Raw genomic sequence first — 17,854 nt, forward strand, 5'->3', positions numbered from 1 at the left:
GGGCCGGACGCGCCAGGGTATTGGAACATCCGTTCGACATGATCGATGGAGGGGTGCCGCGATGAGCGACAACGTGAAGCAGGAGCAGGACCCGGGTTCGAACACCGTCAAGGACCCGGAGGACTGGGTGACCGGCGACGAGCCGGCGACCGGCGCGCAGCGCTCGTACCTGCAGACGCTGGCCGAGGAGGCGCACGAGGAGGTGCCGGCGGACCTGTCCAAGGCGGACGCCTCGCGCGCGATCGACGAGCTGCAGGAGCGCACCGGCCGCGGCCGCTGACGTTCGCGCACTCCCGGGAGGGGGCGGTGCCGTCAACTATGGTTGACAGCGCCGCCCCCGTCAACGTAAGTTGACAGTCATGACCGAGGCAACGGACCTGGCAGCCGCCGCCGGCAGCGCCGATCCCCGAGTCGGGCTGCGCGCCGTCGTGGCGCTGCGCCGCCTGCTCGAGGGCCTGGAGAACCTCCAGGTGGCGAACGCGCGCCGGCAGGGCTGGTCATGGCAGGAGATCGCGGACGCGCTCGAGGTGACCCGCCAGGGCGTCCACAAGAAGCACGCCGGCCGGGTGCCGGCGCAGGATCCCCGGGAGGCGTGATGTTCGAACGATTCACCCAGGCGGCCCGCGACGCCGTCGTGCGCGCCCAGACGGAGGCGCGCTCGCTCGACCACGGGCACATCGGCACCGAGCACCTGCTGCTCGCGCTGCTCGGCTCCGGGCTCGCCGTGCCCGGGCTCACCTACGAACGGGTACGCGCCGAGGTGCGCGACCGGGTGCGGGTGACCCCCGACGTGCAGCCCGACCGCGACGAGGCCGACGCGGCCGCCCTGCGCGCCATCGGCATCGACCTCGACCAGGTGCGCCGCGCCATCGAGGAGAACTTCGGCGTGGGCGCCTTGCACCTGCCCCGCCCGGCGCCGAAGAAGAGCTGGTGGCGGCGGGCGTCCGGGCACGTGCCGTTCACGCCGCGGGCGAAGAAGGTGCTGGAGCTGTCGCTGCGCGAGGCGATCCGGCTCAAGCAGAACTTCATCGCCCCGGAGCACATCATGCTCGGCGTGCTGCGCGAGGACGGCGGCCTGGCCGCCCTGATCATGGCCGACGCCGGCGTCGAACCCGCGGTCGTGCGCGGCGAGCTGGAACGCGCCCTGTCGGCCCGGGCCGCCTAGCCCGCGGCGGGGCTGGCGTGGGCGGCGACGATCCGCCAGTCGCCCACGCCGTCGCGCAGCCAGGTGCGGGTGTAGCGCAGCCGGGCCGCGAACGGCACGCCGTCGAACGTGCCCTCCAGGGTGCCGAGGAACCACGTCACCCCGGCGTCGCCGGCGACGAGCACCGTCAGCTCCTCCTCGTCGACGCGGGTCATCGCCTGCCGCCGCGAGCGGTGGTTGGCCAGGTCGTCGGCCTTGGAGTAGGTGCCCCCGTCCGGCCCGCCGGTGAAGATGAGCCGGTCGTCGAGCAGCCGGTCCAGCTCGGCGGTGTCCCCCGCCAGCTGGGCCGCCTGCAACCGGCGCTCGGCCTCGCGCAGTGAGTCCTCCGCCTCCATCCCGGGACCGTACCAAGCGCGCCCCCGGGCACGGATGCGACCATGTCGACCATGGAACCGGTCCTCCTGGAAGTCATCGCGCTCGACGCCGAGGACGCGCGGCAGGCGCAGGAGGGCGGCGCCGACCGCATCGAGCTGGTCAGCGACATGGCCCGGGCGGGGCTCAGCCCGTCGCCCGGCACGGTGGCCGCGGTCCGCGCGGCGACGAGCCTGCCGATCCGCACGATGGTGCGCGCCGACGACGGCTTCGCGGCGGGCGACGTGGACGCGCTGCGCCGCACGGCCCGCGACCTGCGCGACGCGGGCGCGGACGAGTTCGTGCTCGGCTTCCTCGACCCGGCCGGCGCGGTGGACGTCGCCGCGGTGACGGCCGTGCTGGAGGTCCTGGACGGCAGCCCGTGGACGTTCCACCGGGCCATCGACCACGCGGCCGACCGCTCGGCGGCCTGGGCGGCGCTGCGCGGCCTGCCGGGGCTGGACTGCGTGCTGACGTCCGGCTGCCCGGGCGGGGTCGGCGACGGCGTCGGCGTGCTGCTCGCCGACGTGGCCGAGCGCCACGGGGTGCGGGTGCTGGTGGGCGGCGGGCTGCGCGAGGAGCACGTCGGGCCGCTGCGCGCGGGCGGCGTGGACGCGTTCCACACCGGCGGCGCGGCCCGGCCGGGCGGGGACTGGTCGGCGCCCGTGGACGCGGCGCTGGTCCGGGGCTGGCGCGCGGCGATCACCTCGGCCGCCTCAGCGCAGTAGCGGCAGCAGCGCCTCAGCGACGGCGAGCGGGCGCCCGTCCGGCGGGCCGCCGGTGTCGGCCGTCCACACCTCCGACAGCACCGCCTGCACGAAGCCCCAGGCGACGACCCGGTCGCGGTCGGCGCCCAGCCCGGCGGCCAGCCGCTCGATCCGCCGGGGCAGCAGGGCGACGGCGTCGACGGCGCCGACGGCGCCGGCCGCGGCGCCGAGCGGGTTGTACAGCAGGGCCGCCGGCTCGTACGACGGGTCGCCGACGAGGCCGTGCGGGTCGATGGCCAGCCACGGCTCGCGGCCGGCGCGCAGCAGGTTGTCGTGGTGCAGGTCGCCGTGCAGCACGACCCGTCCGGTGGGCGCCGCGACCAGCTCGCCGAACAGCGCGTCGGCGCGGCGGACCAGCGGCACGGGCACGCTGCCGGGCCACTCGCGCAGGTTCGCGGCGAACGCGCCGCGCCGCGCGGCCAGCTCCGGCAGCGCCACGCCGGGCGGCGCGGGCCGGTGCAGCCGGCGGATCGCCGCGATCAGGGCGTCGGTGGCGGCGTCGTCGTCGGCCGGGACCAGCGCCGCGGCCGTGCCGCCGGGCTCGGCGCGTTCCAGCAGCAGCGCGCCGCGCTCGTCGTCGCGGGCGAGCAGCCGCACCGCGCCGCGGCCGGCCCAGGCGGCGAGAGCCGCGGCCTCCCCGGCGAGGTGCCCGGCGGACGGTACGCCGAGCTTGAGCACGGCGGGGGTGCCGTCGGCGCGCCGGGCCCGGGCGACCCAGTTGAGGCTCGGCGGGTACGCCGGGCCGAGGGTGAGCTGCCACCGGGCGGCGACGTCGGCCGCGGTGGCGGGCAGCGCGTCGGCCCAGCGGGCCCCCTCGGCGCCCCAGACGGCGGCGGCCCGGGCGCGCAGCCGCGGCGGGACGGAGATCACCGGCCGGACTCTAGCCGTACCCCCTGGTATTTCAGATTTGAAAGAAGTATGGTTCGAGCATGGCCGAACCGCTCACCGAGTCGCAGCAGCGGGCCTGGCGCGCCTTCATCGAGGGCAGCTGGGCGCTGCACGACCGGCTGGAGGACGACCTGCGGGCGCAGACCGGGCTGAGCATGTCCGACTACCACGTGCTCGTGGTGCTGTCCGAGGCGTCCGGGCGGCGGCTGCGCATGGGCGAGCTGGCCGGCCGGCTCGTCTTCTCGCCGAGCCGGTGCACCTACCAGATCAGCTCGATGGTGCGCCGCGGCCTGGTCGCGAAGGAGAACTGCCCCGGCGACCGGCGCGGCCAGGAGGCCGTGCTCACCGCCGAGGGCCTCGCCGCCCTGCGCGCCGCGGCCCCGCTGCACCTCGCCACCGTCCGCCAGACCCTCGTCGACGACCTCGACGACGCCGAGATCGCCGTCCTCGACCGCGTCTTCACCCGCCTCGGCGCGCGCCTGCGCGCCCCGTCGGCCACCTGAGAGAAGGTCCGTCATGCCCGCCATCACCGTCGACGACGTCCTCGTGCTGCCGCGCCTGCCGCGGCTCGACCCGGCCACCACCGAGTTCCGCGCGGTGCGCCGGCTCACCACCGCGCCCACCGGCTACGAGGGCGAGGGCTTCCCCGTCCGGCGCGCCTTCGCCGGCGTGCCCGTGCCCGAGCTCGACCCGTTCATCCACCTCGACCAGATGGGCGAGGTCGACTACGCGCCGGGCGAGCCCAAGGGCACGCCGTGGCACCCGCACCGCGGCTTCGAGACCGTCACCTACATGATCGACGGGATCATGGACCACCAGGACACCCACGGCGGCGGCGGCAGCATCACCGACGGCGACACCCAGTGGATGACCGCCGGCAGCGGGCTGCTGCACATCGAGGCGCCGCCGGAGCACCTGGTCACCAGTGGCGGGCTGTTCCACGGCCTGCAGCTGTGGGTCAACCTGCCCCGGGTCGCCAAGATGATCGCCCCGAAGTACCAGGACATCCGCGGGCGCGCGGCCGCCCTGCTGACCACGCCCGACGGCGGCGGCCTCATCCGCGTCATCGCCGGCGAGGTCGCGGGGCACGCCGGGCCGGGCACCACCCACACGCCCATCACGATCACGCACATCACGCTGCAGCCGGGCGCCCGGCTCGACCTGCCGTGGAACTCCGCCTTCAACGCGCTGGTCTACACGCTCAGCGGCCGCGGCACCGTCGGCGCCGAGCGGCGGCCGATCCAGCAGGGCCAGCTCGCCGTGCACGGGCCCGGCGAGGCGATCCGGGTCGACGCGACCGACACCCTCGACCTGTTCGTCATGGGCGGCCAGCCGATTCGCGAGCCCGTCGCCCACTACGGCCCCTTCGTCATGAACACCCGCGCGGAGCTGATGCAGGCGTTCGAGGACTTCCAGAAGGGCCGGCTGGGCGTCATTCCCGCCGGGCGGCTCCCGCACACCGACTGAGCCGGCGCGGGCTCGGACGTGGGCTAGATCATGAACATGCCCGCCACGCCCGCCAGCACCATCAGCAGGACGGCGATCAGCAGGCCACGGTCGGCGGACGCGGCGGTGTCGGCGGGCGTGGTGGCGAGGGGTTCGCTGCTCACGGTGGGACGATTCCTTCCAGATCACGGCGGACGGGACGCCGGACGTGCGGACCCGCGGGCGGCGGGCATACGGTGAGGGCTTCGTCGACCTCGGAGGGCTGCCCGTGGCACTGCAGGAGTGGTTCCTGACCGCAGATGAACGGGACAACGGCGACACGTCTGTACCCACCTGGGTCGAGGGCAACCATGCCGAGCCGCTCGTGCACGGCGTCACGTACTTCGACCGGCTCGTCACCGAGGTCGAGGCCCTGGCGAAGGGCGACCACCTGTTCTTCACCGACTGGCGGGGCGACCCCGACGAGCGCATGCGCGACGACGGGCCGACCGTGGCGGAGCTGTTCGCCGCGGCCGCCGCGCGCGGCGTCGTCGTCAAGGGCCTGATCTGGCGCTCCCACCTCGACAAGCTCGCCTACAGCGAGGAGGAGAACCGCCACCTCGGCGACGCCATCGAGCAGGCCGGCGGCGAGGTGCTGCTCGACCAGCGGGTCCGCCGCGGCGGCTCGCACCACCAGAAGCTGGTCGTGCTGCGCCACCCGGACAACCCGGAGGCCGACGTCGCCTTCGCCGGCGGCATCGACCTGTGCCACAGCCGCCGCGACGACGCCGGGCACGGCGGCGACCCGCAGGCGGTCACCATGTCGAGCGCGTACGGCGAGCGCCCGCCCTGGCACGACGTGCAGCTCGCGCTGCGCGGGCCCGTCGTCGGCGCCCTGGACACCACGTTCCGCGAGCGCTGGATCGACCCCACCTCGCTCGACGTGACCAGCCCCATCGCCTACGTGCGGGACCGCTTCGCCGGCGAGGACCTGAAGGCCGACAAGCTGCCGCCGCAGCCGCCCGACCCGCCCGCGTGCGGCCCGCACGCCGTGCAGGTGCTGCGCACCTACCCCGCCATGCGCCCCGGGTACGACTTCGCCAAGCAGGGCGAGCAGACCATCGCCCGCGGCTACACCAAGGCCGTCCAGCGCGCCCGGCGCCTCATCTACCTCGAGGACCAGTACCTGTGGTCGAAGGAGGTCGCGCAGCTGTTCGCCGACGCGCTGCGCGACAACCCCGGCCTGCACCTCGTCGCCGTCGTGCCGCGGCACCCCGATGTGGACGGCCGGTTCGCGCTGCCGCCCAACAAGGTCGGCCGCGCCGAGGCCATCGCGCTGTGCCGCAGCGCCGGCGGCGACCGGGTGCACGTCTTCGACGTGGAGAACCACGCCGGCACCCCGGTGTACGTGCACGCCAAGGTCTGCGTCGTCGACGACGTGTGGGCCAGCGTCGGCAGCGACAACTTCAACCGTCGCTCGTGGACGCACGACAGCGAGCTGTCCTGCGCCGTGCTCGACGAGACCCCCGACGGGCGCGCCCCGGCCGACCCGGCGGGCCTGGGCGACGGCGCCCGCCGCTACGCCCGCGAGCTGCGGCTGCAGCTGATGCGCGAGCACCTCGACCGGGACACCGACGACGGGCTCGTCGACCCGGACGACGCCGTGCGCACCATCTCGCACGCCGCCGACGCGCTGCAGGCGTGGCACCGCGGCGGCCGCACCGGCCCGCGCCCGCCGGGGCGGCTGGTGCCGCACGAGCCCGAGCGGCTGCCGTGGTGGCAGCGGCTGTGGGCGGTGCCCGCGTACCGGTTGATCTACGACCCGGACGGGCGCGGCTGGCGGGACCGGCGCAACGGCGTCTGGTGACCGGCGCTCCAGTCGACCGGCACGAAGATCGGGGCGGCCGGCTCGCCGCCCAGGCTCAGCGTGCCCTGCCAGGCCGTCAGCTCCGGCCGGCCCGCCGCCTCCCAGCGGTTCAGCAGGGCCACCGCGTCGCCCGCGTACCGGGCCGCGTCCTCCCCGCCGGCCAGCACCCGGCCGTCGGGCTCGATCACCGCCCCGCCGGAGCGGTGCTCGTCCAGCAGCGCCAGGCGGCCGAACGGCACGCCCGGCACCGCGGCGAACGTCGCCCGGCGGTGCCACACCCCGGCCGCGAACCACAGGTCCCGGTAGGCGACCAGGCCCAGCGGCGGGTCCCAGCGCGGCGGCCCGGCCGGGTCCAGCGGCGGCAGCTCGCCGCGCGCCGCCGGGTCGGGGTGGGCCCACGGATGATGCGCGGTCAGCGGCCCGGACGCCGTCATGAAGCCCGCCGAGCAGACCGGCTCCGCGACGTGCTCGCCCGCCTCGGTGCGCACCACCATCACCGGGTTGGTGCCCGCGTGCCGCACCGGGGCCACGATCGGGCCGCCGCGCGACTGCGCCAGCCAGTGCGGTGACACCCCGGCCACGCCGACGGTGACGATCACCCGGTCGACGTGCTCGCCGCGCACGCCCTCGTAGCCGTCGCCCGCGCGCACCGTCACGCCGCGCACGCCCGCCTGCTCCAGCGCCACGGCCGCCCGGTGCGCCACGTCGGCCTGGACGTCGATGCTGACCACCTCGGCGCCCATCGCCGCCAGCAGCGCCGCGTTGTAGCCCGTGCCGGCGCCGATCTCCAGCACCCGCATGCCCGGCTCGACGTCCAGCGCGGCGATCATCGTGGCCATCAGCGACGGCTGGCTCGACGAGCTGACGGGCACGCCGCCCCGCTTCTTCGTCACCAGGGCGTCGTCGGTGTAGACGAGCCCGAGGAAGTCCTTGTCGCCCGGCGCGACCCGCCCGCGGCCCTCGCGCCGGTGGAAGCCGCCGGCCAGGAACACCTCGCGGGGCACGGCGGCGAACGCCTTCTCCAGCGCCGGGCTCATCCCCGGCACCTGCTCGCGCAGCTCGGCGACCAGCCGCGCCCGCGCGTCGGCGCTCACGGCCGCACCGCCCGGGCCGCCGTCACCGCCGCCTGCAGGCAGCGCAGCACGTCACCGGCGTGGTACGGGCGCTCCGACGGCTCGATGGCGCCGAGGAAGTCGGCGTAGGTGACGGCCGCCCGCAGCTGGGCCACCGGGCGCAGCAGGTCCACCGCGCGCTCCGGCACGCTGCCCGGGGCGTCGGCGCGCCAGCGCAGCGCCCAGCCGTGGACGACCTCCTCCGCGCCGGCCGGGGCGAGCCCCTCGGTCAGCCGGATCACGTCGTACGCCGGGTTGGTCACGCCCGCGTCGCCCCAGTCGAGCAGCACCCGGCGCTGCCCGCCGGACCGCACGTTGCCCGGGTGCAGGTCGCCGTGCACCAGCGTGTCGGGCAGCCCGCACTCGGCGACCTTGCCCAGCCGCCGGTCCAGGCCGTCGACCAGCTCCGCGAGGCCGGGCACGTCGATGCGCCGGGTGGCGGCCACCTGGCGGATGCGCGCCACCGGGTCGCGCCGGTCCGGCACGCCGTGCGCGAGCAGCTTGTCGACCCGGTCCGCGAGCGCCACCTGCACCGGGTGCCAGTCGGCGGCGATCGCGGCGCACTCCCCCGCGTCGGCGCCGTAGCGGTCGGTACCCTCCACGTCGGCCAGCAGGATGCGGCCGTGCTCGCCCGACGCGAGCACCCGCGGCACGATGCCCGGCTGCGCGTCGGCCACCGCGCGCAGCACCGCGGCCTCGTGCTCGTAGAACGGCGGCACCTGCTTCAGCCAGGCCACCGGGCGGCCGCGCGCGTCCAGGCGCCAGATCGCGGACAGGTTCCAGGTGCGCAGCTGCACGGCCGTGACGTCGGGCCGGCCGAGCCCGGCGAGCTGCCCGGCCGCCCAGTCCACCGAGGCGCGGGGGCCGTTGGGGTGCGCGTACGCGGCCCGGGCCGGGTGCACGCCCATCGGCATCGGCACCGGCAGCAGCCGGTCGGGGCGTCCGGAGCGCAGCTGCGCGGCGTACGTCACGGGACCGCCGGGCGGGGCCGCCTGCTCGGCGTCGACCAGGCGCAGCACGTCCACGTCGACGCCGTAGCGCAGCCGGGCGCCGGCGACGACGTCGCCGACCTCCTGCCACCAGGGCGTCTGGACCTTGAACGGCGGGAGGGCTCCCAGCGGCACGCCGGCGTCGTCGACGAGGACGAGAGTGACGGTGCGGCCCACGAGATCGGACGCTATCCCGGTCGCGCAACCACCGCCACCGCGCCGGCCCGGCGATCCGCGCCGCGCCCGCCCCGCCGGGCCCGTGCCGCACCCCCGGTCCGCTGGCCGGGCGGGCCCGGACGATCTAGCGTGGCGGCGTGCCCGTGCTCGGAAGCGTCACCGCCGCCCTGTCCTACGACGTCACCGCCGCCGCCGAGATCGTGCTGCGGGTGGCCGTGCCGCACCCGGCCGGCGAACGCCTCTCCGTCACCTCCGGCGGCCGCCCGCTGGACGTCACCGAACTGCCCGACGACGGCGGCCGCCAGCACGTCGTGCACGCCCCGGCCGGCCCGCTGAGCGTGACGTACACGGCCGAGGTGAGCGCGGGCGACGGCCCGCCGCCGGTGACCGACGTGGACCGGATCCGCGCGCTGCGCCCCAGCCGCTACTGCCCGAGCGACCGCATCGCCGGCTTCGCCCTCGGCGAGCTGGGCGACGTCGGCGGCGACATCACGGCCATCGCCGCCTGGGTGCACCACCGGCTGCGGTACGTCGCGGGGGTCAGCGGGCCCACCACCGACGCGGTCGACACCCTGCTCGCCGGCCAGGGGGTGTGCCGCGACTACGCCCACCTCACCACGGCGTTGTGCCGCGCGGCGGGGGTGCCCGCGCGGGTCGCCGCCGTGTACGCCCCCGGCCTGTCCCCGATGGACTTCCACCTGGTGACCGAGGCGGCGGTCGACGGCGCCTGGCGCGTGGTGGACGCCACCCGGCTGGCCCCGCGGCCCACCCTGATGCGCATCGCCACCGGCCGCGACGCCGCCGACGTGGCGTTCTCCACCAGCGTCACGGGCGCAATGACGATGACCGGCATGGAGATCAGCGCGGTGGCGGCGGGCGACCTGCCGGTCGACGACCACACCACCTTGTCAACGTTGCGTTGACAATCGCGCCACCGGTGCGCACGCTCGACCCCATGCCCGCCGAACCGACGCTGACCGGCCTCGCCCGCCTCCGGGCCCGCCGCGCCCAGCTGGACGCCGAGGAGCTGGAGCTGCTGACCGCCGCCCGGGCCGCCGGCGCCACCTGGGCCCAGATCGCCGCGGCCCTGGGCGTCGCCACCCGGCAGGCCGCCGAGCAGCGGCACGCCCGCCTGCTCCGCGCCACCCGTCACCACGACGGTGACACCCCGCCGGTGACCGAGCTGCGGGCCGCCGCGGCCGGGCTGCGCGCCGCCCTGGCCGGCACCGGCCCGGCGCTCACCCTGGCCACCCTCGACGCGGCGGCCACCGCCCCGCCCGGCGCCCTGTACTCCCTGGCGGCCCACGTGGCCGCCGACCTGACTGCCGCCGACCTCACCGCCGCGCCCGCCGCCACCCGGTCCGCGGCGGCCCGCTTCACCGCCGCGGCCTTGACCCGGTGAGCGGGTGGCGACAGGATTGAGCCCGTGCGGCTCAAGTCCCTGACGCGGAACACCCGGATCTTCGTGGCGGTGTCCCTGCTGTCGGGCTTCGGGGGCGCCGCCATGTCCCTCACCGCCGGCGTGTGGGTCCTCGACCTGACCGGCTCCAGCGCCCTCGCCGGGCTCGTCGGGCTCGGCGTCTTCGCACCCACCCTCGCCGGCCCGCTGCTCGGCGCCGCCGCCGACCGCCTCCCCCGCCGCGCCCTGCTCGTCACCACGGCGCTGCTCACCGCCGCCGCCCTGCTCCTGCTGCCGCTCGTGCGCACCGGCCGCGACGCCTGGCTGATCTTCGCCGTCATGCTCGTCTACGGCGTCAGCTACGTCCTCGTCGACGCCGCCGAGTCAGCCCTGCTGCCCGCCGCCGTCGCCGCGGCGGAACTCGGCGCGGTCAACGGCCTGCGGATGACCGCCCAGGAGGGCACCAAACTCGTCGCCCCCGCCGCCGGCGCCGCCCTGTACGCCTGGCACGGCGCCTGGCCGGTCGCCGCCCTCTGCGCCACCCTGCTGCTCGGCGCCGCCACCCTGTACCGCCTCCTGCGCCTGCCGCCGGACCCGCCCGCCCCGGCCCGGCGCCGCGTCCGCGCGCGGGACGGCATGGCGTTCCTGCGCGCCGACCGGCCGCTGCGCACCCTCGTGCTGACCGGCGGCGTCACCATCGGCGCCTCCGGCTTCGTCACCGCGGCCGTCTACGAGACCATCACCGGCGACATCGGCCTGCCCGCCAGCTTCGCCGGCGTCCTCGGCTCGGCCCAGGGCGCCGGCTCCATCGCGGGCAGCCTCGCCGCCGGCGCCCTGTTGACCCGCCGCGGCCCCGCCGTCACGGGGGCCCTCGGCGCGGCCCTGTTCGCGGCGAGCTGCCTGGGCCGCCTCGTCCCGGCCGGCTGGGCGGCCGTGGCGTGCAGCGTCCTGGCCGGCGTCGGCCTGCCCCTGACGCTCGTCGCCGCCATGACCGCCGTCCAGCTGCGCACCCCGGGCGACCTGCTGGGCCGCGTCTCCGCCACGGCGAGCACGCTGCTGTTCGCCCCGGTGGCGGCGGCGATCCCGCTGGGCTCGGCCGCGGTGACCCTGGGCAGCGCCCCTCCCCTGCTGCTCGCCGCGGCGGCGTGCGCGGGCACGGCGGTCCGGCTGCTCGTGACCCACCCGCCCGGCGGCGGTCAGGAGGCGGGCGGGCGGGTGGCGTCGAGCCGAGCGGCGAGGGCGGACAGGGCCGCCGGGTCGGGGCGGCCGTGGAGGCGCAGCCGGGCCATGCCGCCGTCCGGGTAGATGTCCAGGCGGACGTGGGTGGCCGCCGGGGTGCCCAGGGTCGGGAAGCGGTGCCGGGTGTCCGGGCGCAGCGGGGTCGGCGGGAGGAGGTCGAACCACGCCGACGGGGCGTCCAGGTCGGGGGTGGCCCGGGCGTCGGCGCCGCGCAGGCGGGCGCTGCCCGGGGCGTTGCCCTTGAAGTGGCTGGTGTCCAGGTCTGCGAACGCGATCGTGCCCGGCAGGCCGAGGCGGACGGTGACCCAGTCGTTGGCGGCGTCGCGGCGCCGCGACGTCTCCCAGCCCTCCCCCATGACGCGGGCCAGGCCGGGGGCGAGCAGGTTCTGCGGCGAGCCGTAGAACATGTCGCTGCAGCCGGCGACGCGGCCGCCGTGCTCGGTGGCGGCCAGGTCGACGGTGTCCGGCAGCAGGGCCGGGTCGGGCAGCACCTCGCCGTGCACGCGCAGGCGGGCCACGCCGCCGTCGGGGTGGATGGTGAGCCGGACGTGGGTGCACCGGTACGGCACCGACACCGGGAAGACGTTGCGGGTGTCGCCGTCCAGGTCGGCGCGGGGCACCAGCGGGAACCACGCCGCGGCGGCCAGCTCGTCCGGGCCGGGGTAGCCGGGCAGGGCGCAGCCCTCCACGGTGGCGTGCGGCGGGTAGTTGCCGGTGAAGAACGCGGTGTCGACCACGACGACGTGCACGACGCCGGGCGCGCCGAGGCGGACGACGGCGTGGTCGTCGCCGGGGGTGCGGCGGCGGCGGGTCTCCCAGCCGTCGTACACCTGGCCCTTGGGGCCGAACGTCTGCGCGGTGAACGTGGGCGGGGCCGGGGTGACGAGGTTGTCGGCGGCGGCGAAGAACTCGTCGTTCGCGGTGACGACCGTGCCGCCGAGGGCGCGGGAGGCCAGGTCGGGCATGTCGGTGCTCACCGCGACCCCCGGACGAGCAGCCGGCCCCGCGGGTCGTCGCCGGTGACCTCCGTGCCGCGCAGCCAGGTGCGCCGCACGACGCCGGTGAGCCGCTGACCGGCGTACGGGGTGACGGGGTGCCGGTGGTGCAGGGCGGCCGGGTCCACGACGAACTGCTCCTCCGGGTCGAACGCCACCAGGTCGGCGTCGGCGCCCACGACCAGCCGGCCCTTGTGCGGCAGGTGCACCAGGTCGGCGGGGCCGGTGGCCATCCAGCGCACCACGTCGGCCAGGGAGTGGCCGCGGGCGCGGGCCCGGGTCCACACCGCCGGCAGGCCGAGCTGGACGGACGCGATGCCGCCCCACGCCGACGCGAAGTCGCCCCGCTTCAGCTCGGGGGTGCACGGCGAGTGGTCCGACACGACGACGGCGACGAGGCCGGCGGCGAGCGCCCGCCACAGCGCCTCCTGGTTGGCGGCGTCGCGGATGGGCGGGCAGCACTTGAACTCGGTGGCGCCGTCGGGCACGTCCTCGGCGGTGAGGGTGAGGTAGTGCGGGCAGGTCTCGGCGGTGACCCGGATGCCGTCGGCGCGGGCGGCGGCGATCTGCGGCACCGCGCGGGCGGACGACAGGTGCAGGATGTGCAGGCGGGCGGCGGTGGCCCGGGCGGCGGCGATCGCGGTGGCGACGGCGTCCACCTCGGCGTCCGGCGGGCGGGACGCGACGAAGTCGGCGTACGCGGCCGAGCGCGGCGCGGCGGCGAGCCGGCCGGCGTCCTCGGCGTGCACGGCGAACAGCGCGTCGACGGCGCGCATGGCGTCGTCCAGGCCGGCCGGGTCGAGCGGCGGGAACTCGGGCACGCCCGAGTCGACGAGGAACGCCTTGAAACCGAACACCCCGGCGTCGTGCAGGGCGCGCAGCTCGCCGGCGTTGCCGGGCACGGCGCCGCCCCAGAACCCGACGTCGACGTGGCACTGCCCGGCGGCGGCGCGCCGCTTCACGGCCAGCGCCTCGACGTCCACGGTGGGCGGCACGCTGTTCAGCGGCATGTCGACGATCGTGGTGACCCCGCCGGCGGCGGCGGCGCGGGTGGCGGTGGCGAAGCCCTCCCACTCGGTGCGCCCGGGCTCGTTGACGTGCACGTGGCTGTCGACGAGGCCGGGCAGCAGGGCGACGTCGCCGAGGTCCAGCTCGGCGCGGGTGTCGAGCGGGTCGCCGTGGGCGGCGATGTGGGCGATGCGGCCGGCCGCGACCGCGACGGCCGCCGGGCGGACCCCGTCGGGGGTGACCGCGCGCCGCGACCGGACCACGAGGTCGAACGCCATGCGATCACCTTAACGCCCGGTGGCGGCGTAACAGCTCAGAGCAGTGGTTCCAGATCGATGCCGACCTCGGCGGCGTCGAGGGCGCCGCAGTCGAGGCCGCGGCGCAGGTACCCCGCGAGCGCGCGGGCGGTCGCCGGCTCGTCGGCGATGCCGCCGCTGCGCCGGGCCAGGTAGTCGGCGAGGCGCTGCCGGGCGGCGGGCAGGCCGTCGCGGAAGAACGCGTACGTGGCGCCGAAGCGGGTCGGGAGCTGGCCGGCGTGCAGGTCCCAGCCCTGGTAGAAGCCGCGCTCCAGGGAGCGGCGCACCAGCCGGGCGTGCAGCAGCTGCGCGGCGCGCACCGCGTCCGGGTCGCCGACCGGCAGCACGTTGGTGGAGCCGTCGGACACCCACACGCCGCGCCCGGCGGCGGCCACCTGCAGCACCGCCTTGGCGTGGTCGGCGGCGGGGTGCTCCATCGACTGGTACGCGGCGGCGACGCCCACGGCGGCGCTGTAGTCGTACGTGCCGTAGTGCAGGCCGGTGCAGCGGCCCCGCGCGGCGGTGATCAGCTCGGCGACGGTGGCGGCCCCGGCCGGCCCGAGCACCGCGGCGGGCAGCTCGACCTGCAGCTCGACGGACACGGCCCCGGGCGCCAGCCGGTCGCAGGCCAGCACCAGCGCCTCCACCTGCGCCGGGTGGCTCACCTTGGGCAGCGTGACGGTGAACGGCCCGCCGTACGCCTCGGCGAACAGCGCCAGGGTGCGCAGGCCACGGCGGCGCGTCGGCGGCTCGAACGACTTGATCCGCACCCCCACGAACGGCGGCCGGCGATCCGCGTCGCGCAGGGCGGCGGCGGCGGCACGCACGTCGGCGTCCTCGGTGTCGCGGGGGCCGTAGCCGTCCTCGCAGTCGACCCGCAGGTCCTCGATCGGCTCGGCGCGCAGCTTCGCCTCGACCCGGGCCCGGACGTCGCCGTCGCCGAGCGCGCCGGTCAGGCCGAGCGCCGCCGCGCCCCACTCGTCCACCAGGCCGGGGCCGATCCGGTCGGCCGGGACGTACACGGTGTGCACGGGCTGCCGGCCGCGGCGCGGCCCCGGGTAGAACCGGGCCAGGGCCGCGTCGGCGGGCGCGCAGAGGGCGTCGACCTCGTCGTCGAGCGACATCAGTCGATCAGCTCGTACGCCGGCCTCGTCAGGAAGTCGGCGAAGTCGTCGGCGAGGGCGACCCGTTCGAACAGGGTGCGGGCGTCGGCGAACCGGGACTGCGCCCAGGCGGGCTCGCCGAGCGCGTCGCGCAGCGCGGCCAGCTCCTCGTCCTCGATGCGGTGCACCAGCTCCGGCGTGACGGTGGCGCCGGTGTCGAGGCGCACCCCGTTGTGGATCCACTGCCACACCTGCGAGCGGGAGATCTCTGCGGTGGCGGCGTCCTCCATCAGGTTGTTGATGCCGACGGCGCCGTTGCCGCGCAGCCACGCCTCCAGGTACTGCAGGGCGACGGTGACGTTGGAGCGCAGCCCGGCCTCGGTGACGGCGCCGCCCGCCGACGCGGTGTCGAGCAGGTCGGCGGCGGTGACGGCGACGTCGGGGCGCTGCCGGTCGAGCTGGTTGGGCCGGCCGGCGAGCACCCGGTCGAAGACCTCCCGGCACACCGTCACCAGGTCGGGGTGGGCCACCCAGGAGCCGTCGAAGCCGTCGCCGGCCTCGCGCTCCTTGTCCTCGCGGACCTTCGCCAGGGCCACCTCGTTCACCGCCGGGTCACGGCGGCTGGGGATGAACGCGGCCATGCCGCCGATCGCGAACGCGCCGCGCCGGTGGCACGTCGCCACCAGCAGGTCGGTGTACGCGCGCATGAACGGCGCCGTCATCGTCACCGCGGCCCGGTCGGGCAGGATCTTCGCCGGGTCGTCGCGGAAGTTCTTGATGATGCTGAACAGGTAGTCCCAGCGGCCGGCGTTCAGCCCCGCCAGGTGCGGCCGCAGCGCCCAGATGATCTCGTCCATCTCGAACGCGGCCGGGATCGTCTCGATCAGCACCGTCGCCCGGATCGTGCCGCGCGGGATGCCGAGGGCGTCCTGGGCGTGGTCGAACACGTCGTTCCACAGCGCCGCCTCGAGGTGCGACTCCATCTTCGGCAGGTAGAAGTACGGGCCGGAACCCCGCTCGAGGAGCTCGTGGGCGTTGTGGAAGAAGTACAGCCCGAAGTCGACCAGCGCCCCGACGGCGGGCCGGCCGTCCACGGGAAGGTGCCGCTCGTCCAGGTGCCAGCCGCGCGGACGCACCACGATCGTCGGGTACGGGCCGCCGCCGAGCTCGTAGCGCTTCGTCGGGGTGTCCAGGGCGATGGTGCGCCGGACGGCCTCGTACAGGTTGCGCTGGCCGTCGACCACGTTGGACCAGTGCGGCGTGTTGGCGTCCTCCAGGTCGGCCAGCCACACCTTGGCGCCGGAGTTCAGCGCGTTGATCGTCATCTTGCGCTCGGTGGGGCCGGTGATCTCGACGCGCCGGTCGGTCAGGTCGGCGGGCGCGGGCGGCACCGTCCAGTCGCCGGCGCGGATGTCCGCGGTCTCGGGCAGGAAGTCGAACGGCCGGGAGCGGCGGCCGGCGCGGCGGGCCACGAGCTCGTCGCGGCGGGCGGCGAAGCGGCGGTTGAGGTCGAGGACGAACGCCACGGCGTCGTCGGTGAGGATCTCCGTCACGGGACCCGGCTCCTTTCGCGGACTGCCTCCGTACCGTATCCGTCGAGTGTGCGCGCCGGGCCGGAAGCGATCGATGTGCCGCTGCCCTTGCGGGCGGCGCGAACGGGCCCGGCACTGTTCCCTTAGGACCCTGGACCGCGCGGGCATCGACACCGTTGACTGCGAGCGTCCCGCCCCCACCGGCCGGAGAGGCCCCGCATGAACCGACCCGCCACCGCCCTGGCCACCCTGACCGCCGCCGCGGCGCTCGCCGCCGGCCTCCTCGCCGCCCCCGCCGCCTCCGCCGCGGGATCACCCGCCGGATCACCCGCGCGGCCGGCGCCGCGGATGACGCCCGCCCCGCCGACCCCGCCCGCCCCGGTGCTGGTGCGCGGCGGCGGCTTCGAGAGCGGCGGCCTCGCCGACTGGACCTGCGAGGACGCCCGCGTGACCGGCGCGGCCCGCTGGGGGCGCGGGGCGCTGGAGGGCACCACCAGCACCAACTCCACCGGCCGGTGCGCGCAGACGGTCGCCGTCCGGCCGGACACCGCCTACACCCTGTCCGCGTGGGTGAAGGGTGACTGGGTGCACCTCGGCGTCACCGGCTACGGCTCCGCCACCAGCGTGCCCGCCGCGCCGGACTGGACGTTCGTCACCCACACGTTCCGCACCGCCGCCACCGCGCACACCGTCGAGATCGCCGTCTCCGGCTGGTACGCGCAGGGCCGCTACGCCGCCGACGAGATCTGGCTGCGCGGCGACCCGCCGACCGGCGCCCCGGCCCGCCCGACCGGCGTCACCGCCGAGCGGGTGCTCAGCCGGGCGGTCGTGCTGTCGTGGCAGCCCGCCGCCCGCGCCGCCGGCTACGCCGTCGTCGACGGCACCGGCGCCGTCGTGGCCCGCGCCCCGGGCGGCGCCACGTCGGCGGTCGTCACGGTGGGCGAGGCGACCACCCAGACGCTGCGGGTCGTCGCGGAGAACTGGTACCTGGCGCGCGGCGTCTCCGACCCGGTCACGGTCACCACCCCCGCCGACGCGGACAGCGCCCCCTCCGGCCCCCGCTACCTGATCGCCACGCCCGGCCCGGCCGGCACGCTGTGGCTGGCGTGGGAGGCCGTCGCGGCGGCCACGGACGGCTACGCGGTGTACGTCGACGGCGTCCTCGCCCGCCGCGTGCCGGGCCCGGCGCTGCAGCTCGACGGCCTGGCCCGGGACCGCACCTACCGCGTCGAGGCCACCGGGGTCAACGCGCGCGGCGAGTCGCCGCGGTCCGCGCCGAGCTGGGCGACGACGCTGCCGGCCTGACCCCGCCCCGGAACGCCCTGTCCGGGTCGCGCCGCCCCGCCGAGCGCGCGGCCCGGGCGGGGCCCGGCACCGTCAGGCCGCGGCGGGCGCCACGCCCGCGGGCGGCTGCCCGTCGGCGACGGCGTGCAGCACCGGCTCCGGCGTGACCGGCAGCTGCGCCGCCCCCGCCCCGGCGACCGGCCGGACGTGGCACACCG

Annotated in this window: 20 protein-coding genes; 11 read left to right on the forward strand and 9 right to left on the reverse strand. The window is 76.8% G+C overall.

Annotated elements, in window-relative coordinates:
- The first annotated feature begins 61 nt into the window (after positions 1–61).
- The 3 genes from Sya03_RS22770 to Sya03_RS22780 all read left to right on the forward strand — a co-directional run bounded on the left by Sya03_RS22770 (position 62) and on the right by Sya03_RS22780 (position 1,165).
- A complete protein-coding gene (locus tag Sya03_RS22770) occupies positions 62–280 on the forward strand; it encodes a DUF3072 domain-containing protein (protein WP_203940412.1) in 219 nt (72 codons plus the stop codon).
- A gap of 79 nt (positions 281–359) precedes the next feature.
- Positions 360–596, forward strand: a complete 237-nt coding sequence (locus Sya03_RS22775) for a helix-turn-helix domain-containing protein (RefSeq protein WP_203940413.1) — start codon at positions 360–362, stop codon at positions 594–596.
- Positions 596–1,165 carry a Clp protease N-terminal domain-containing protein gene (locus Sya03_RS22780; RefSeq protein ID WP_203940414.1) on the forward strand — a complete coding sequence of 190 codons (570 nt, stop codon included), beginning with the start codon at positions 596–598 and terminating at the stop codon, positions 1,163–1,165. The genes Sya03_RS22775 and Sya03_RS22780 overlap by 1 nt, the downstream gene beginning before the upstream one ends.
- Here the strand turns inward: Sya03_RS22780 and Sya03_RS22785 are convergent.
- The gene (locus Sya03_RS22785) at positions 1,162–1,539 is read right to left on the reverse strand and encodes a nuclear transport factor 2 family protein (protein ID WP_203940415.1); all 378 of its coding nucleotides are present in this window, start codon (positions 1,537–1,539) and stop codon (positions 1,162–1,164) included. The genes Sya03_RS22780 and Sya03_RS22785 overlap by 4 nt on opposite strands.
- A gap of 51 nt (positions 1,540–1,590) precedes the next feature.
- Here Sya03_RS22785 and Sya03_RS22790 point away from each other — a divergent pair, with 51 nt between their 5' ends.
- Positions 1,591–2,283 (forward strand): copper homeostasis protein CutC, encoded by a 693-nt coding sequence (locus Sya03_RS22790; protein ID WP_203940416.1) that lies wholly within the window; start codon positions 1,591–1,593, stop codon positions 2,281–2,283.
- Here the strand turns inward: Sya03_RS22790 and Sya03_RS22795 are convergent.
- A complete protein-coding gene (locus tag Sya03_RS22795) occupies positions 2,272–3,192 on the reverse strand; it encodes an aminoglycoside phosphotransferase family protein (RefSeq protein ID WP_203940417.1) in 921 nt (306 codons plus the stop codon). The genes Sya03_RS22790 and Sya03_RS22795 overlap by 12 nt on opposite strands.
- A gap of 59 nt (positions 3,193–3,251) precedes the next feature.
- Here Sya03_RS22795 and Sya03_RS22800 point away from each other — a divergent pair, with 59 nt between their 5' ends.
- The 3 genes from Sya03_RS22800 (at position 3,252) to Sya03_RS22810 (ending at position 6,502) form a co-directional block, all read left to right on the forward strand.
- Positions 3,252–3,713, forward strand: coding sequence for a MarR family winged helix-turn-helix transcriptional regulator (locus Sya03_RS22800; protein WP_203940418.1), 462 nt, complete (start codon positions 3,252–3,254; stop codon positions 3,711–3,713).
- 13 nt (positions 3,714–3,726) lie between these two features.
- Positions 3,727–4,677 (forward strand): pirin family protein, encoded by a 951-nt coding sequence (locus Sya03_RS22805; RefSeq protein WP_203940419.1) that lies wholly within the window; start codon positions 3,727–3,729, stop codon positions 4,675–4,677.
- Positions 4,678–4,924: 247 nt separating this feature from the next.
- Positions 4,925–6,502, forward strand: coding sequence for a phospholipase D family protein (locus tag Sya03_RS22810; RefSeq protein ID WP_203940420.1), 1,578 nt, complete (start codon positions 4,925–4,927; stop codon positions 6,500–6,502).
- On the opposite strand, the gene Sya03_RS22815 is transcribed toward Sya03_RS22810, so the two are convergent.
- Positions 6,451–7,596, reverse strand: a complete 1,146-nt coding sequence (locus Sya03_RS22815) for a protein-L-isoaspartate O-methyltransferase family protein (RefSeq protein ID WP_239107777.1) — start codon at positions 7,594–7,596, stop codon at positions 6,451–6,453. The two genes, Sya03_RS22810 and Sya03_RS22815, sit on opposite strands and share 52 nt — an antisense overlap.
- Positions 7,593–8,780: a phosphotransferase family protein gene (locus Sya03_RS22820; protein WP_203940421.1), complete on the reverse strand. Its 1,188-nt coding sequence runs from the start codon at positions 8,778–8,780 to the stop codon at positions 7,593–7,595. Before Sya03_RS22820 ends, Sya03_RS22815 begins: the two co-directional genes overlap by 4 nt.
- A gap of 137 nt (positions 8,781–8,917) precedes the next feature.
- Here Sya03_RS22820 and Sya03_RS22825 point away from each other — a divergent pair, with 137 nt between their 5' ends.
- The 3 genes from Sya03_RS22825 to Sya03_RS22835 are packed head-to-tail and all read left to right on the forward strand — an operon-like array spanning position 8,918 to position 11,484.
- Positions 8,918–9,703 carry a transglutaminase-like domain-containing protein gene (locus Sya03_RS22825; RefSeq protein WP_239107778.1) on the forward strand — a complete coding sequence of 262 codons (786 nt, stop codon included), beginning with the start codon at positions 8,918–8,920 and terminating at the stop codon, positions 9,701–9,703.
- A gap of 32 nt (positions 9,704–9,735) precedes the next feature.
- Entirely contained in the window at positions 9,736–10,182 is a 447-nt protein-coding gene (locus Sya03_RS22830) for a hypothetical protein (protein WP_203940422.1), read from the forward strand.
- A 24-nt stretch (positions 10,183–10,206) separates the two neighbouring features.
- Complete coding sequence (locus Sya03_RS22835) at positions 10,207–11,484, forward strand: MFS transporter (RefSeq protein WP_239107779.1); 1,278 nt, start codon at positions 10,207–10,209, stop codon at positions 11,482–11,484.
- Here Sya03_RS22835 and alc read toward each other — a convergent pair.
- The 4 genes from alc to aceB are packed head-to-tail and all read right to left on the reverse strand — an operon-like array spanning position 11,376 to position 16,373.
- Positions 11,376–12,395, reverse strand: a complete 1,020-nt coding sequence (alc, locus tag Sya03_RS22840; RefSeq protein ID WP_239107780.1) for an allantoicase — start codon at positions 12,393–12,395, stop codon at positions 11,376–11,378. The two genes, Sya03_RS22835 and alc, sit on opposite strands and share 109 nt — an antisense overlap.
- Positions 12,392–13,699, reverse strand: coding sequence for an allantoinase AllB (allB, locus tag Sya03_RS22845; RefSeq protein WP_203940423.1), 1,308 nt, complete (start codon positions 13,697–13,699; stop codon positions 12,392–12,394). The genes alc and allB overlap by 4 nt, the downstream gene beginning before the upstream one ends.
- Before the next feature lie 35 nt (positions 13,700–13,734).
- Complete coding sequence (locus Sya03_RS22850; protein ID WP_203940424.1) at positions 13,735–14,841, reverse strand: DUF6986 family protein; 1,107 nt, start codon at positions 14,839–14,841, stop codon at positions 13,735–13,737.
- Complete coding sequence (aceB, locus tag Sya03_RS22855; RefSeq protein WP_203940425.1) at positions 14,841–16,373, reverse strand: malate synthase A; 1,533 nt, start codon at positions 16,371–16,373, stop codon at positions 14,841–14,843. The genes Sya03_RS22850 and aceB overlap by 1 nt, the downstream gene beginning before the upstream one ends.
- Before the next feature lie 198 nt (positions 16,374–16,571).
- On the opposite strand from aceB, the gene Sya03_RS22860 reads away from it, so the two are divergent.
- Entirely contained in the window at positions 16,572–17,657 is a 1,086-nt protein-coding gene (locus Sya03_RS22860; protein ID WP_203940426.1) for a fibronectin type III domain-containing protein, read from the forward strand.
- 72 nt (positions 17,658–17,729) lie between these two features.
- Here Sya03_RS22860 and Sya03_RS31635 read toward each other — a convergent pair whose 3' ends face one another.
- The gene (locus Sya03_RS31635; protein WP_275411475.1) at positions 17,730–17,852 is read right to left on the reverse strand and encodes a hypothetical protein; all 123 of its coding nucleotides are present in this window, start codon (positions 17,850–17,852) and stop codon (positions 17,730–17,732) included.
- Between the last annotated feature and the right edge of the window lie 2 nt (positions 17,853–17,854).

Origin of the sequence: Spirilliplanes yamanashiensis, assembly GCF_016863475.1 — a bacterium.
Classification (GTDB): domain Bacteria; phylum Actinomycetota; class Actinomycetes; order Mycobacteriales; family Micromonosporaceae; genus Spirilliplanes; species Spirilliplanes yamanashiensis.